General features: G+C 70.5%; 10 protein-coding genes and 1 pseudogene. 9 read left to right on the forward strand and 2 right to left on the reverse strand.

Going from position 1 to position 14555, the window contains the following annotated elements; genetic code table 11:
- A pseudogene (locus tag ADK57_RS18820) lies at positions 1 to 528 on the forward strand (nickel transporter); the annotation flags it as partial.
- Positions 529 to 573: 45 nt separating this feature from the next.
- On the forward strand, positions 574 to 2205 hold the full coding sequence (locus tag ADK57_RS18825) for a serine/threonine-protein kinase (protein ID WP_053750635.1): 1632 nt from the start codon (positions 574 to 576) through the stop codon (positions 2203 to 2205).
- 3 nt (positions 2206 to 2208) lie between these two features.
- On the opposite strand, the gene ADK57_RS18830 is transcribed toward ADK57_RS18825, so the two are convergent.
- Entirely contained in the window at positions 2209 to 3015 is an 807-nt protein-coding gene (locus tag ADK57_RS18830) for an SGNH/GDSL hydrolase family protein (RefSeq protein WP_053750636.1), read from the reverse strand.
- 295 nt (positions 3016 to 3310) lie between these two features.
- Between ADK57_RS18830 and ADK57_RS18835 the strand changes: the two genes are divergently transcribed.
- From ADK57_RS18835 to ADK57_RS18865, 7 genes are all read left to right on the forward strand, one after another.
- On the forward strand, positions 3311 to 4519 hold the full coding sequence (locus ADK57_RS18835) for a S8 family peptidase (protein ID WP_053750637.1): 1209 nt from the start codon (positions 3311 to 3313) through the stop codon (positions 4517 to 4519).
- Between the two features lie 183 nt (positions 4520 to 4702).
- A complete protein-coding gene (locus ADK57_RS18840; protein ID WP_234390293.1) occupies positions 4703 to 5137 on the forward strand; it encodes a hypothetical protein in 435 nt (144 codons plus the stop codon).
- Position 5138: 1 nt separating this feature from the next.
- Positions 5139 to 6236, forward strand: a complete 1098-nt coding sequence (locus ADK57_RS18845; protein WP_053750638.1) for a GNAT family N-acetyltransferase — start codon at positions 5139 to 5141, stop codon at positions 6234 to 6236.
- 365 nt (positions 6237 to 6601) lie between these two features.
- On the forward strand, positions 6602 to 7423 hold the full coding sequence (locus tag ADK57_RS18850; protein WP_053750639.1) for a glycosyltransferase family 2 protein: 822 nt from the start codon (positions 6602 to 6604) through the stop codon (positions 7421 to 7423).
- The gene (locus ADK57_RS18855; RefSeq protein WP_053750640.1) at positions 7420 to 8436 is read left to right on the forward strand and encodes a glycosyltransferase family 2 protein; all 1017 of its coding nucleotides are present in this window, start codon (positions 7420 to 7422) and stop codon (positions 8434 to 8436) included. Before ADK57_RS18850 ends, ADK57_RS18855 begins: the two co-directional genes overlap by 4 nt.
- Complete coding sequence (locus tag ADK57_RS18860; RefSeq protein ID WP_053750641.1) at positions 8429 to 9229, forward strand: polysaccharide deacetylase family protein; 801 nt, start codon at positions 8429 to 8431, stop codon at positions 9227 to 9229. The genes ADK57_RS18855 and ADK57_RS18860 overlap by 8 nt, the downstream gene beginning before the upstream one ends.
- Positions 9222 to 13040, forward strand: a complete 3819-nt coding sequence (locus tag ADK57_RS18865) for a lipopolysaccharide biosynthesis protein (protein ID WP_053750642.1) — start codon at positions 9222 to 9224, stop codon at positions 13038 to 13040. Before ADK57_RS18860 ends, ADK57_RS18865 begins: the two co-directional genes overlap by 8 nt.
- Positions 13041 to 13096: 56 nt before the next feature.
- Here the strand turns inward: ADK57_RS18865 and ADK57_RS18870 are convergent, their stop codons facing one another.
- Positions 13097 to 14506 carry a GH39 family glycosyl hydrolase gene (locus ADK57_RS18870; RefSeq protein ID WP_053750643.1) on the reverse strand — a complete coding sequence of 470 codons (1410 nt, stop codon included), beginning with the start codon at positions 14504 to 14506 and terminating at the stop codon, positions 13097 to 13099.
- Positions 14507 to 14555: the final 49 nt, after the last annotated feature.

Genomic DNA, 14555 nt, shown 5'->3' on the forward strand with positions numbered 1-14555 from the left:
GGCCGCACTCACGAACACCCGCACCCCCACCCCCATCCCCACCACGACCACGACCATGACCACGACCACGACCACGACCACGACCACGAAGGCAGCCAGGACCACGACGGCGGACACCCCCACGCCCGCCCCCACACCGTCGAACACACCCACGGCGGCTTCACCCACACCCACGCCACCGCCCCCACCCTCCGCGGCACGATCCTCCTCGGCTTCGCCGGCGGCCTCGTGCCCAGTCCGTCCGCCGTCGTCGTACTCGTCGGCGCGGCGGCGCTCGGTCAGGCCTGGTTCGGGCTGCTGCTCGTCGTCGCGTACGGTGTCGGGCTCGCCCTCACCCTCACCGCGGCCGGCTTCGCCGTCGTCAAACTGGGTACTGGAGTGACCCGGGTGCTGGACAAACGCCCGCGCTGGGCGAGCGGCCCGCTGACGGCCCTGGTACGCCGGACCGCACCCTTGGGGTCCGCGCTCGTCGTCGTGGCTCTTGGGGCCGGACTGGTGCTCAAGGGGGCGGCATCCGCACTCGGCTGAGCTACTTTTGTGGAGAAATCTCGCGGATGCGAAGAGGGGGCGCACGTGTCCGAAGAACCGGGCAGTGAACGTCTGATCGCGGGCCGCTACCGTCTCCTGTCGCCGCTCGGCGAGGGCGGCATGGGAACGGTGTGGCGCGCCCGCGACGAGTTGCTCAACCGCGAGGTCGCCGTCAAGGAGGTGCGCGCACCCTCCGGTCTGCCCGGCGCGGACATCGAGCGGATGTACGCACGGCTGGAGCGGGAGGCGTGGGCGGCGGCCCGGATCTCCAGCCACAACGTGGTGACGGTGTACGACGTGGCCACCCAGGACCACCGTCCCTGGATCGTCATGGAGCTGGTCCGCGGCATCTCGCTGGCCGAGCTCCTGGAGGCCGAGGGCCCGCTCTCCCCGCAGCGTGCCGCGCACGTCGGCGCGGAGGTGCTGTCCGCGCTGCGGGCCGCGCACGAGGCCGGGGTGCTGCACCGGGACGTGAAGCCGGCCAACGTCCTGCTGTCGAACGACGGACGTGTGGTGCTCACCGACTTCGGCATCGCCATGGTCGAGGGCAGTTCCGCGCTGACGATGACCGGCGAGGTCATCGGCTCGCCCGAGTTCCTGGCGCCGGAGCGGGCGCTGGGCCGCACGCCCGGCCCGGAGTCGGACCTGTGGTCGCTCGGCGTGCTGCTGTACGCGGCGGTCGAGGGCACCTCCCCCTTCCGGCAGACCACTCCGCTCAGCACCCTGCGCGCGATCGTCGACGAGGAGCTGCCGCCACCGCACCGGGCCGGTCCGCTCGCCCCCGTGATCGAGGGGCTGCTGCGCAAGGACCCGGCGGAGCGGCTGTCCGCCGACCGGGCGGAGCAGGACCTGCGGGTGATCGGCGCCGGGGGTACCCCCTCCGGGGGAGGCACACTCGGCGCGGACGCCGCACAGACCGCCCCCTACGCACCGACGATCGCCGCACACCAGCAGCCGCCCCACCCGTCGACGCGCGACCAGCCACCGCCGACGGCACCGGCCCCGCCCCCTTGGACACAACCCGGCACGACCACCGCGGCCGCACAGCCCCACCGCAACCGCCGCGCCGCCGTCGTCCTGATCGCCGGCCTCGCCGCCCTGGCGCTGGCGATCGCCGGACTGACGTACGCACTGCTGAACCGTGACGACGACAAAGAGGCCGGAGGCCCCAAGAGCGAGACGCCCGGCGTGAGTTCGCCGTCGGTGAGCGACCCCGACCCGAGTGACACGGAAGAGCCGAGCCGCTCCCCGAGCCCGAGCGCGAGCCCCAGCAGCAGCCCCACGACCGCGGCCCCGTCTCCGTCGGTGAAGGTCACGCTGACCGGCGCGCACACGCAGTACACCGGCACCTGCCCGCCCCCGCAGGGCCAAGCGCCCGCCTTCACGGCGACGCTCACGGTGGGCACCCTGCCGTCGGAGGTCACCTACCGCTGGGTGTCCAAGGACGGCCAGATCATGGATCAGGGGTGGAAGACCCTCTCGTTCCCGGAGGGCGGCGGCCGGACGCGGCAGGACACGGCGTTCGTGACGACGAACGACGAGAACGGCAGCCTGGAGAACGAGATCAGTGTCGAGGTCCGCTCCCCGGTCGAGACGACGTCCAACTCGGTGCCGTTCTCGGTGACCTGCGTGACGGAGACCCCGTCGGGCGGGGCCTCCGCTTCGCCTTCCTCGTGACGGTCAGGCCAGGCCGTTGAACACCGGCAGATAGCCGCCGGACTGGCCGGCCGCCGTCGGGTGGTACGACTCGCCGACGTTCAGCCAGTTGAGGCTGTGCAGCCAGGAACTGCCGGAGCAGAGCTCGTGGCCGGTGAAGGTGGTGCGGACGTCGCCGAAGACGTAGCGGTGGTTCGCGGCCCGCTTGGCGATGGCGGTGTCGAGGTAGTCGGCCGCGTCGTTGATCGCCTTCCGCTTGGTCTCGGAGAGGCCGACGCAGGTGGTGCCGAGCTTGTAGAAACGGGGGTAACCGAGCACGACCACACGGGCGTTGGGTGCCTTGGACCGGATCGCCGAGTAGACGCCGTCGAGTTTGCCGGGCAGCGTCGAGTCGACGTACGCCTTCGCGGTGTTGATCCGGGACAGGCAGGAACTGTCGGACTGGAGCACACAGGTCGTCATGACGTCGGCGAAACCGGCGTCGTTGCCGCCGACGCTGATCGAGACCAGGGCGGTGGTGGCGCTGAGCGGGGTGAGCTGACTCGCCAGAACATCACCCGTTCGGGCGCCCGAGCAAGCGGTGAAGTCGAACGACGAGGGTGAATGGGCGGCGGCCCAGAGGTACGGATAGGCCTTCGTGCTGCGCTTGCAGTCGCCGCTCGCGGAGATGTAGCTGCCCGCGCCGACCCCGGAGGAGTAGGAGTCGCCGAGGGCCACATAGCCGCCGGGGGCGGCGAGTTGGGATGCCTGCGCGGTCGTGGCCCCGGTGAGGGCGGTGCCGACGGCGAGGAGGAGCGAGCCGACGTATGCGGCAAATCGGGAACGTCTCATGGAACCTCCCTTAGCAGGATCTCTGCCACAACCGTCGTACCAACTACGCGCATTGACGGGAAGTGTCCATGCCAAGACTTTCCGGGCGCGCTCATGACACATTCGATTGCGCGTGCATGACAAGCATGTGACAGAGCCTCAAGTCCCTTGATCTACACCCGTAGACCACTGATTCTTTACTCAGCCATGGGACGGAACGCGACGCTCCACGGCCGTGCGCGCGACGACACGCGCACCCCCCACAGACGCGCGCCCCACCCAGGCACGCGTCGCCTATGAGGAGGACTCCCTCGTAATGGCACAACTGCGTAGCAAGAAGCTCCGGCTCGCCGCGGCGACCAGCCTGGCGACCGCCGCCCTCGTGGGCGGACTCACCGCCCTCCCCGCCCAGGCCGCCCCGGCCGAGGGCAAGGTCCTGGCCGCCGGCTCCCCCACGGCGATCAAGGACAGCTACATCGTCACGCTCAAGAAGGACGCCGGCTTCAAGGCGTCCTCGAGCGAAGGCAAGAGCCTGATCAAGGAGTACGGCGGCTCGGTCAAGAAGACGTTCGGCGCCGCACTGAACGGCTACACCGCCACCCTCTCCACCGCCGAGGCCAAGAGACTCGCGGCCGACCCCTCGGTGGCCGTCGTCGAGCAGAACCAGCGCGTCCGGCTCACCGACACCACGCAGTCCAGCGCGCCCTGGGGCCTGGACCGCATCGACCAGACCTCGCTCCCGCTCTCCGGCACCTACACCTACCCGGACACCGGCGGCAGCGGTGTGACGGCGTACGTCATCGACACCGGCGTGCGGATCACCCACTCCCAGATCAGCGGCCGTGCCTCGTACGGCTACGACGCGGTCGACGGCGACACCACCGCCTCCGACGGCAACGGCCACGGCACCCATGTGGCCACCACCATCGCGGGCTCGACCTACGGCGTCGCCAAGAAGGCGAAGATCGTGGCGGTCCGTGTGCTCGACAACGCCGGCTCCGGCACCACCGCGGGCGTGATCGCCGGCATCAACTGGGTGACCGACAACCACTCCGGTCCCTCGGTCGCCAACATGTCGCTCGGCGGCGGCGCCTCCACCACGCTGGACACCGCGGTCGCCAACTCCATCGCGAGCGGTGTGACCTACGCCGTCGCGGCCGGCAACAGCAGCGCCAACGCCTCCTCGTACTCCCCGGCCCGCGTCGCCTCGGCGATCACGGTCGGCGCCACCACCAGCACCGACGCCAAGGCCAGCTACTCGAACTACGGCTCGGTCCTGGACATCTTCGCCCCCGGTTCCTCCATCACGGCGGGCTGGTACACCAGCGACACGGCGACGAACACCATCTCCGGTACGTCGATGGCGACACCGCACGTCGCGGGCGCGGCCGCGGTCTACCTGGCGGGCCACACCTCGTCCACCCCGGCCCAGGTCGCCACGGCCCTCGTCAACGGCTCGACCACCGGCAAGGTCACCAGCGCGGGCACCGGTTCCCCGAACCGTCTGCTGAAGATCGTGCCGTGAGCACCGCGACAGCAACTCGCCTGACCTGAAAGGCCGTTCCCCGGAGGCGCCGGCCGCCTCCGGGGAACGTATGTACCAAGTCGGCAAACCACCGCCGCGGCCGACTTCCGCATCTTGACGGCCCCCGCGCGACTGAGCGACATTGAAGCCCGGCATCCGGCGCTTCAGGGGGCAAAGTCGCCAATGCAGACCATACGCGGCAAGACATCTTCAACAGCGTCGGCGGACGGCGCCGAGGGGGCGCGACCAGGGCCGGGGAGGGACCTGGCGCCGCTGCTCGCGGGCGCCGCGACGGCCGTCGGGGGATTCGGCGCGGTCCTCGCACTCGCCGGCTCGGACTCACCCCTGCGCGGCCCGCTCACGCTGTTCTTCCTGCTCGCGGCACCCGCCGCGGCTGTCGCCGCCGCGCTGCGCGGCCTCGACCCGTTCGGCCGGACCATCGCCGCGCTCGCGGGCTCGGTCGTGGTCAACATGCTGGTGGCCCAGGGCATGCTGGCCCTGCACAGCTGGTCGGTGCGCGGCGGGATCGTGGCCGTGACCGCGATCAGCTGCGTTCTTCTCCTGCTGGTTCTGCTACGACGGCTGCGTGGCCGTACGACGACAAGGCAGGGCATCTGACGTGGACATCAGCGTGTACCGTCCCGGCGAGCTGAGTGCGGCCGACCGGACGGCCTGGACGGCGATGCAGTCCAAGGCCCATCTGCTCGGTTCGCCGGAACTGGCGAACCCTTTCCTGTCCCCCGAGTTCGCGCTCGCGGTGGGGCGGTATCGACGCGGGGTACGGATCGCGGTGGCACGGGAGGCCGGCGAGCCCGCCGCGTACTTCCCGTACCAGCGGACCGCCACCGGCGTCGGCCGGGCGATCGGGCTCGGCATCTCCGACGCGCAGGGCGTGGTGCACCGGCCCGGGTTCGCCTGGGACGCCCGGGAGCTGTTGCGGGCATGCGGGCTCGCCCTGTGGGAGTTCGACCACCTGGTGGAGGGCCAGCGGGCATTCGAGGCCGGGGCCTGTGGCTCCTTCCCGTCCCCGGTCGTGGACGTGGACCAGGGCTACGAGGCCTATCTGACCCAACTGCGCGCACAGTCGCCGAAGTTCACCCGCACCACACTGGCCAAGGAGCGCAAGCTCGGCCGGGACGCGGGCGAGGTGACGTACGTGCACGACGAACGCGACCCGGCCGCCCTGCGCACCCTGATGAACTGGAAGTCCGCGCAGTACCGCAGGACCGGGCGCAGCGACCGCTTCGCACACGACTGGATCACCCGGCTCGTACAGCATCTGTTCCACACGCGCTCCGAGTCGTTCGCGGGGATCCTGTCCGTGCTGTACGCGGGCGGCAAGCCGATCGCCGCGCACTTCGGGCTGCGCACCGAGCGGGTGCTCGCGTGCTGGTTCCCGGCGTACGACCCGGCGTTCTCGAAGTACTCCCCCGGCCTGGTGCTGCATCTGCGGATGGCCGAGGCGGCCGCCGCCGACGGCATCGCCTATCTCGACCTGGGCCGGGGCCAGAAGGAATACAAGGACTCCCTCAAGACCCGTGAGCTGCGGGTGTCCGAGGGATGGGTGACCCGGCGTCACCCGGTCGCGGTCGGACATCGCGTCCGCCGCGCCCCGGTGCGGGCACTGCGCAATGTGGTGGTTTCCCGGCCGGAGTTGTTCGAACCGGCCGACAAACTGCTCAAGCGGGCGGGAAAGATCCGTTCGTCCCGTTCGTAACGGTCAAACCAACAAAAACGTGAGGCCTCGTTCCAGGTCTTGCCATAGGGGTTCAATCGTCAATACCGTCGTACATCTCACCCGCATCGGTCCATCACCACGCGGCTCTAGGGGAGGGCTCAAGGACCGCGATGGCCCGGCGCGGGGCGCGGTAGGGGGGTGCCGTGCTCGGTGACCGCACTTGTGACCGAGTCGTGCCGCGCGGTCGGCAGCCGTTTTCGGGGGCCGTCCAGTTTTGCCAGCTCACCCGGCAGGTGCGGAGATCGATTCCGTGATGCCGTGCGTGAGAAACCCCCCTTTCGAACCGGACACAGAGCCGGGCCGCCCAGGGGCGGGCGGTCCACCGGACGAGAGGGACCAGACTCATGAGCTTCGATCTGCGCCCGGCCACAACAGGCCAGGATGCCTTGGTAGCCAGCCATTACCGACCGATCTCCTCTCACCTGGCCATAGCGCCGCCGGTGAGCGTGGTGATTCCCGCCATGAATGAGGCGGAGAATCTCCCCTACGTCTTCAAGACCCTTCCGGACTGGATCCATGAAGTGGTCCTGGTGGACGGCAACTCCACCGACAACACCGTCGAAGTCGCCCGGGAGCTGTGGCCGGACGTCAAGGTCGTCGAACAGCGCGGCAAGGGCAAGGGCGACGCCCTGATCACCGGGTTCAACGCCTGCACCGGCGACATCATCGTGATGGTCGACGCGGACGGCTCGGCCGACGGCAACGAGATCGTGTCGTACGTCTCCGCCCTCGTCTCGGGCGCGGACTTCGCCAAGGGGTCCCGCTTCGCCAACGGCGGCGGCACCGATGACATGACCTTCATCCGCAAGCTCGGCAACTGGGCGCTGTGCACCACCGTGAACCGCAAGTTCGGCGCCCGCTACACGGATCTCTGCTACGGCTACAACGCGTTCTGGCGGCACTGCCTCGACAAGATCGACCTCGACTGCACCGGTTTCGAGGTCGAGACCCTGATGAACATCCGGGTGGTCAAGGCGGGGCTCAAGGTGCAGGAGATACCGAGCCACGAGTACCTCCGCATCCACGGCACCAGCAACCTGCGGGCCGTGCGGGACGGGATCAGGGTGCTCAAGGTGATCCTGCGGGAGCGCTCCAACCGGCGTGCGCTGCGCAGCCGTAGGCACGACTCCCCGATGCTCGACTCGGTCCGGGGAGAGGTGTCTTGAGCGGTCCCGACATCTCCGTCGTGATCTGCGTCTACACCGAGGACCGCTGGGAGGACATCCTCGCGGCGGTCTCCTCGGTGCGGACGCAGTCCCGGCCGGCCCTGGAGACGCTGCTGGTCGTCGACCACAACGCGGCGCTCCTGGACCGGCTCACGAAGGAGTACAAGGAGTACGAGGAGTCCGGAGAAGGCACGGTCGTGCGGGTGCTCGCCAACGCGGGCCCCCGCGGCCTGTCCGCCGGCCGCAACACCGGCATCGCCGCCTCACGCGGCGAGGTCGTCGCCTTCCTGGACGACGACGCCGTCGCCGAGCGGGACTGGCTGCGGCACTTCGCCGAGGCGTACGCCGATCCGCGGGTGATGGCCGTCGGCGGCCGTACGGTGCCCATCTGGGCGTCGGGGCGCCGGCCTGCCTGGTTTCCCGAGGAGTTCGACTGGGTGGTGGGCTGCACGTACCGGGGGCTGCCGCCCGGCCTGGTGAAGGTGCGCAACGTGCTCGGCGGCAACGCGTCCTTCCGGCGCAGCGCCTTCGACGCGGCGGGCGGCTTCGCCACCGGCATCGGACGCGACGGCGACAAACGGCCGCTGGGCTGCGAGGAAACGGAGCTGTGCATCCGCCTCACCCGGGCCCGGCCCGACGCGGTTCTGCTGATCGACGACCGGGCGGTGATCCACCACCGGGTGCCCGAGGCGCGCGAGCACTTCGGGTACTTCCGCACGCGCGCGTACGCCGAGGGCCTGTCGAAGGCCCTGGTGGCGCGGAGCGTGGGCGCCGACAAGGGGCTGGAGTCGGAGCGCCGGTACACCACCCGGGTGCTGCCGGCCGGGGTGGCGCGCGGGCTGCGGGACGCCCTGCTGGCCCGGCCGGGGGGCGCGGGCCGGGCGGGCGCGATCGTGGCCGGGGTGCTCACGGCGGCGGGCGGGTACGTGGTGGGAAGTGTCCGGGCACGCCGGGGCGGGGCAACCTTCTCGGTGGCTCCGCTGTCGGACAGCGAGGGGGGAAGACATGACTGAGGCACCCGTGCCGATCCTCATGTACCACGCGATCGCCACCGACCCGAACGAGGCCACCCGCGAACTGTCGGTCACGCCCGACGACTTCGCTGCCCAGATGGCCCTGATCGGTGACCTGGGCCTGGCCCCGGTCACCACCGCCGATCTCGCCGCCCGTTGGCGCGCCGGCCGCCCGCTGCCCGCACGGCCCGTCCTGATCACCTTCGACGACGGCTACGAGGGCGTGCACCGGCATGCCCTGCCCGTCCTCGCCAAGCACGGCTTCGCGGCCACGCTCTTCGTCTCCACCGGCTGGATCCGCGGCCCGCACGACACCGGCCGCAGCCTCGACACCATGCTCGACTGGGACCAGGTCCGCGAACTCGCCGCGGCGGACGTCGAGATCGGCGGGCACAGCCACACCCACCCGCAGCTGGACCAGCTCGACGACGCCACGCTGCGCCACGAGCTGATCCACTGCAAGGAGATCGTCACCGACGAACTCGGCACCGTCCCGGCCTCCTTCGCCTACCCGTACGGCTACTCCAGCCGCCGGGTCCGTCAGGCGGTGCGCGAGACGGGGTACGGCCAGGCGCTCGCCGTCGGCAACAGCCTCGCGCGCCGCCGCCAGGGGCCGTACGCCCTGCAACGCGTCACCGTGCGCCGCAGCACGGGCATCGAGGAGTTCGAGCGGCTCGTCGAGGGCCGTGCGATCGCCCGGAACTTCGCAGGGGACCGTGCCCTCACCAAGGGGTACGCCCTGGTCCGCAGAGCACGTCAGGTCCGCCGGAAGGCCATCCGTTCCCGTGTCTGACACGACCACGACCACGACCGAGGACACCTCGCCCGCGACCGGGGCGCCCGAGCAGTCGGGGCGCCGGCTCCGTCTGCCCGGCCTGGGCCGGTCGCCGGGGGGCAGTCAGCTGTTCCGCAACGCCTACGCCCTGATGCTCAACACCGGCATCTCCGCGGTGCTCGGCCTCGGGTTCTGGCTGGCCGCGGCGCGCTACTACTCGGAGGCGGCCGTCGGCCAGGGCTCCGCCGCGATCGCCGCGATGAAACTCCTCGCGGGTCTGACCGCGGTCACCCTGACCGGGGCGCTGGCCCGCTTCATACCGGTCGCGGGCCGGGCCACCGGGCGGCTGATCTTCCGTACGTACGCGGGCAGTTCGGTGGTCGTGGCGCTGGCCGCGGGCGTCTTCCTGCTGACCCTGGACATGTGGGGGCCGTCGTACCGCTTCCTGAACGGGCCGGTCAACGGGCTCGGCTTCGTGGTGGCCATCGTCGCGTGGAACGTGCTCACGCTCCAGGACGGGGTACTGACCGGACTGCGCAGCGCGCTGTGGGTGCCGGTCGGCAACACCGTGTTCTCGGCGGTGAAGCTGGGACTGCTGGTCGCGTTCGCGGTGGCCATCCCCACGAGCGGTGTGTTCGTGTCGTGGGTCGCGGCGATCGCGTTCTCCGTGCTGCCGCTGGGCTGGCTGGTGTTCCGGCGGCTGGTGCCCCGGCAGGTGAAGGCGACCGCTGAGCACGCGCACCCGCCCACGTGGAAGGAGATCGGGCGGTTCCTGGCCGGCGACTACACCGGCTCGCTGTTCTCGCTCGCCGTGGTCTACCTGATCCCGGTGATCATCGCCTCGCAGGTCAGCTCCGAGGACAACGCGTACTTCTACATCACCGCCACCATCGGCGGCACGGTCAACCTGCTCGCCATCAACATGGGCGCCTCGCTGACCGTCGAGGGCTCGCACGAGCCGCGTCGGCTGGCCTCCAACACCCGGGCCGCGCTGAAGCGGATGGCGCGGATCATGCTGCCGGTGGCCGGGATGCTGTTCTTCGGGGCGCCGTGGATCCTCGGCGTCTTCGGAGCGGGTTACGCGGACGCGGCCACGCCGCTGTTGCGCTGGTTCGCGGTCGGCGGGCTCCTGCGGGTCGTCATGGAGACGTACTTCGCGGTACTGCGCGCGCAGAGCCGCACCGCCGGACTCGCCTGGCTGCAGGGCCTGCTGTGCCTCCTGGTGCTCGGTCTGACGCTGCTGTTGCTTCCCCGCATGGGCCTGACCGGCGCGGGCGTCGCGGAGATCTCGGCCCTCGCGGTGATCGTCGCGCTCGCCGCGCCCAAGCTGTACAAGATCGTCCGGGGCGCGTCGGGTGACGTCCCCGAGAGTGCCGCACCCGACGGGGACCTCGCCGACCTGGGGGCGCGCGAGGTCCCCGCCCCGGCACCGCACAGGCGCGGGCCCGCCTGGGCGCTCGACCAGGACACCCTCGCCCTCGGCGTCCACGTCGACTTCGACCACCTGGAACGCCGGCCCGACGTACGCCCGGGCCCCGGCACCCCGCCCACGGGCACGCCCGCGGTACCCGAGGACCATCGGCCGACCTGGGCGTTCAAGCGGGAGCTGGGGCTGCCGGTCGAGGCGCGGGAACCGGGTTCCGAGGCGTCGTTGGGGCCCGCCGCGGCGGAGGTGGACGCGCCGTTCGAGGAGCGGGAGGAGGGCGTACCAGAGGTCGTACAAGAGTCCGGACAAGAGTCCGTACGAGAGGAAACCGCCGTACGCGAAGAGGTACCGGAGCCCGACGTGCAGCCGCTGTCGTGGCATGGGCGCCTGCTGCCCACCCGTGTCGGTGTGGTCCTCGGCTGTCTGCTGAGCGCCGCGCTCCTGCTGTACTGGGTGCCCGCGCTGCGGCTCGGCGAGGCCGACCTGGACCGGATGGGCGGGCTCGGGCTGATCTCCGTGCTGCCGACCGCCACGCTGGTGGGCGCCGCGCTGCTGGTGGTGGTCTTCGCCTCGCTGCTGTGGCTGGGCCGCGAGCACCGGGGGCTGCTGCTCGTCACGCTGCTCGCGACGGTGATCTCGCTGCATGCGCTGCCCGCGGTGATCGAGACCGAGCCCAGGTTCGCGACGGCCTGGCAGCACCTCGGCTTCCTCGACTACATCGACCGGACCGGGTCCGCGGTGCCCGACCTGGACGCGCGCTGGAGCTGGCCCGGCTTCTTCGCGGCCGCCGCGTTCGTGTTGAAGGCCTGCGGGGTCAACGACTTCACGGAGATCATCCGCTGGTGGCCACTGACCATCCAACTGCTCTATCTGGCGCCGATGTTCCTGCTCGTGCGCTCGATGCGGGCGAGCTGGCGGGCCAAGTGGACGGGCATCTGGATCTTCGTGCTCAGCGGGTGGGTCGGCCAGGACTACTTCTCCCCGCAGGGCTTCACCTATCTCCTCTACCTGGTCTTCGTGGCGATCCTGCTCGTCTGGTTCCGGGCACCGGGCGTGATCTGGACCAGGCGGCGCCCCGGCGAGATCGAGGTCGAGCCGACGAACCGGCGGCAGCGGGCCGTGCTGCTGCTGGTGGTGATCGGCCTGTTCGCGGCGAGCGTCCCGGCCCACCAGCTCACCCCGTTCGTGATGCTGGGCGTGCTGGCGGTGCTCGTCCTGGTCGGCCGCAGCGAACTGCGCGGGCTACCCGTACTGTTCGGCGTCCTTGTGGCCGTCTGGGTGGGCTTCATGGCCGAGCCGTACTGGTCGGGGCACTTCAACGACCTGTTCGGCGGGGTCGGCGGCGTCGGCGGCAATGTGTCGTCGTCGGTGTCCGGCCGTATCGAGGGCGGCAGTTCGGCCCACAAGCTCGTCCTCTATGCGCGTGTGCTCCTTGCCGGCGGTGTGATGGCCTTCGCCTGTTACGGCTGGTACCGGCGGCGCGAGCACAAGTACCGCGAGCGGTCGCTGCTGGTCCTCACCTTCGTGCCGTTCCTGGGCTTCGGCATGCAGTCGTACGGCGGCGAAATGGCCCTGCGCGTCTTCATGTTCGCCCTGCCGGGCGCCGCCCTGCTCGCCGGACTCGCCCTGTTCCCGCGCACCGGTGTCACGGCCAAGGAGCGCGACAAGGACCGGGTGAGCCTCGCCCCGGTGGCCGCGTTGATGGCGGGCCTGATGCTCATCGGCGGCTTCCTGGTGGCCCGTTGGGGCAACGAGCCCTTCGAGCGGACCCTGACCGGCGAGATCGCCGCCATGGACTACGTGTACGCGCACGACGATCCGACGGCACGTCTGCTGTGGCTGAGCAACGACACGGTGAACGTGGTGACGCCGTCGCTGCCGTGGGGCTCGAAGGACATGGAGAAGGTCGAGTACGTGCCCACGCTGGCGCCGACCGACCCGGTGCTGGTGTCCGGCCTGGTGAAGGCGCTCAAGGACGCGGGCCCGAACTCGTATCTGATGATCAACCGCAGTCAGGTCGTCTATCTCCAGCTGGACGTGGGCTATTCGGCCAGCTGGGAGCCGCGGCTGATCAAGAACCTGGACGCCCGGAAGGAACTGAAGAAGGTCTTCGTCAACGAGGACGTGACGATGTACGCGCTGGCCAAGCAGCCCGAGGGCAAGGTTCCGGCCGCGGACCCCGGTCCGATCGGACCGCAGGTGACGTGGACACCGTGGTCGGTCGTCGGGGCCCTGGCGGCGCTGGCGCTGATCGTGCTGCTGTCGGCCCGGGAGGTCGTACGGGTCGCGGTGCGGCCGAGCGTGCGGCAACTGCGGTGGCTGCAGAGCAGCTTCTGGTTCTCACTGCCGCTGCTGGCGGTGCTGCTGGCCTCGTTGGTGCAGCGGTTCCTGACGATGAAGTGACGGAAGCGGCGGAAGCGGCGGTCAAGATGAAGTGACGGAAGCGGCGGTCAAGTGGCTCAGCGGGTGAGCCACTTGACCTCGTACGCCTGCATCTCGACCTTCTTGCCGTCGATCTTCGTGCTGATCGACCGGTCGAGGGTGTTGACGACGAGGACCACCTTGTCGGTCGCCAGGGCCCGGACCTCGGGCGAGTCCACCGACACCGTCCTGGCGGCGGTGTCCGGCGGGAACTCCCTGCTGAAGCGCGACACCAGGTCGTACATGGGCAGCTTCTCGCCGCCGCTTCGGGTGTGGGTCGGGGTCCACAGACAGCCGGGGCAGTCGGTGCCCTTCTCCTTCTCCGGGTTCCAGTAGAAGCCGGAGGAGGCGCCGCCCTTGACCATGGCGATCATCCCGGCGGCCTGGACGGCGACGCGACGGGTCTCGGACCAGCCCTCGCGCTCGTCGTTGCCGTCGGCCGGCTCGACGTAGTACTCGGCCCACCACAGCGGCAGATCGCCGGTCCGCGCGCGCACCCAGTCGCCCACCGCGGTGAACTTGTCGGTGGCCGCGAACTCGTCGGGCAGCAGCTCGTCGTCCTGGGTGTAACTGGACCCGTCCACGACCACGAACTCGGCGCCCGCTTTGTGCCTGTTCCAGTACTCGAAGGCGTCGAGGACCCGCTGGTCCATGGCGCCCCAGGGGCCCTTGAAGGTCGTGGACGCGTCTTCCGACCTCGGGTCGAGGCTGTCCATGACCAGGTACGGCCCGCCGACCATGATGTCCTTGTTCACCTTCTTCAGGGCGTTGTGGACGAGGTTGTAGAACTCGGTGTATCCCTCGTAGTCCCAGCGGGCCTCGGAGTCGTTCCAGAAGCCCTTGAACTCGTTCCAGACGATGAAGTGGCGTACGTCCGGGTAGCGCTTGGCGACGGTCGCGGCCAGGTTCGCGAAGTCCTGGTAGTGCTCGCGGTCCGGGGCGGTCTCCAGGGCGCCCTGGCTCCAGTCGGTGTTGTCGACGCCTGCCTTGCCGCCCTTCATCCAGTCGGGGGCGCAGCACAGGGTGACCACGGGCGTGGCGCCGGACGCGCGCATGAAGTCGACCCGGAGGTCCATCGCCTCGAAGTCGTAACGCCCCTTCACCGGCTCGGGGTTGTCGGCGCCCCACCCCATGAGGTGCTGGATCTGCGGCAGGCCCCCGTCCTCGGACAGCCGCCCCTCGACGCGCTCGACGGCGGCGGCACTGCCCTCGTCGGCGCTGAACTGGGTGTGGGTGAAGCCCCAGCCCACGTCCGGCTGTGTCGCGTCCGGCGTGGCGGTGGGCGTGCCGTGCACCTTGTCGCCGTCGGGCGAGGTGCCCTCGGCGCCCGAGCCGCCGGGAAGCGTGTTGAGGAGGGTCACCACCAGGGCCAGGGCGGCCACGCCGATGCCGAGCAGCGCGGTGAGCCGCCACCGCCCCACCCCCGAATTCCACCCATGACGTCCCATCGAGGGCAACGGTAGCCGGGATGGCTGCCCGTGGGGCAGATCTCTCGGG

It is taken from the genome of Streptomyces sp. MMG1533, assembly GCF_001279775.1.
Lineage (GTDB): Bacteria > Actinomycetota > Actinomycetes > Streptomycetales > Streptomycetaceae > Streptomyces.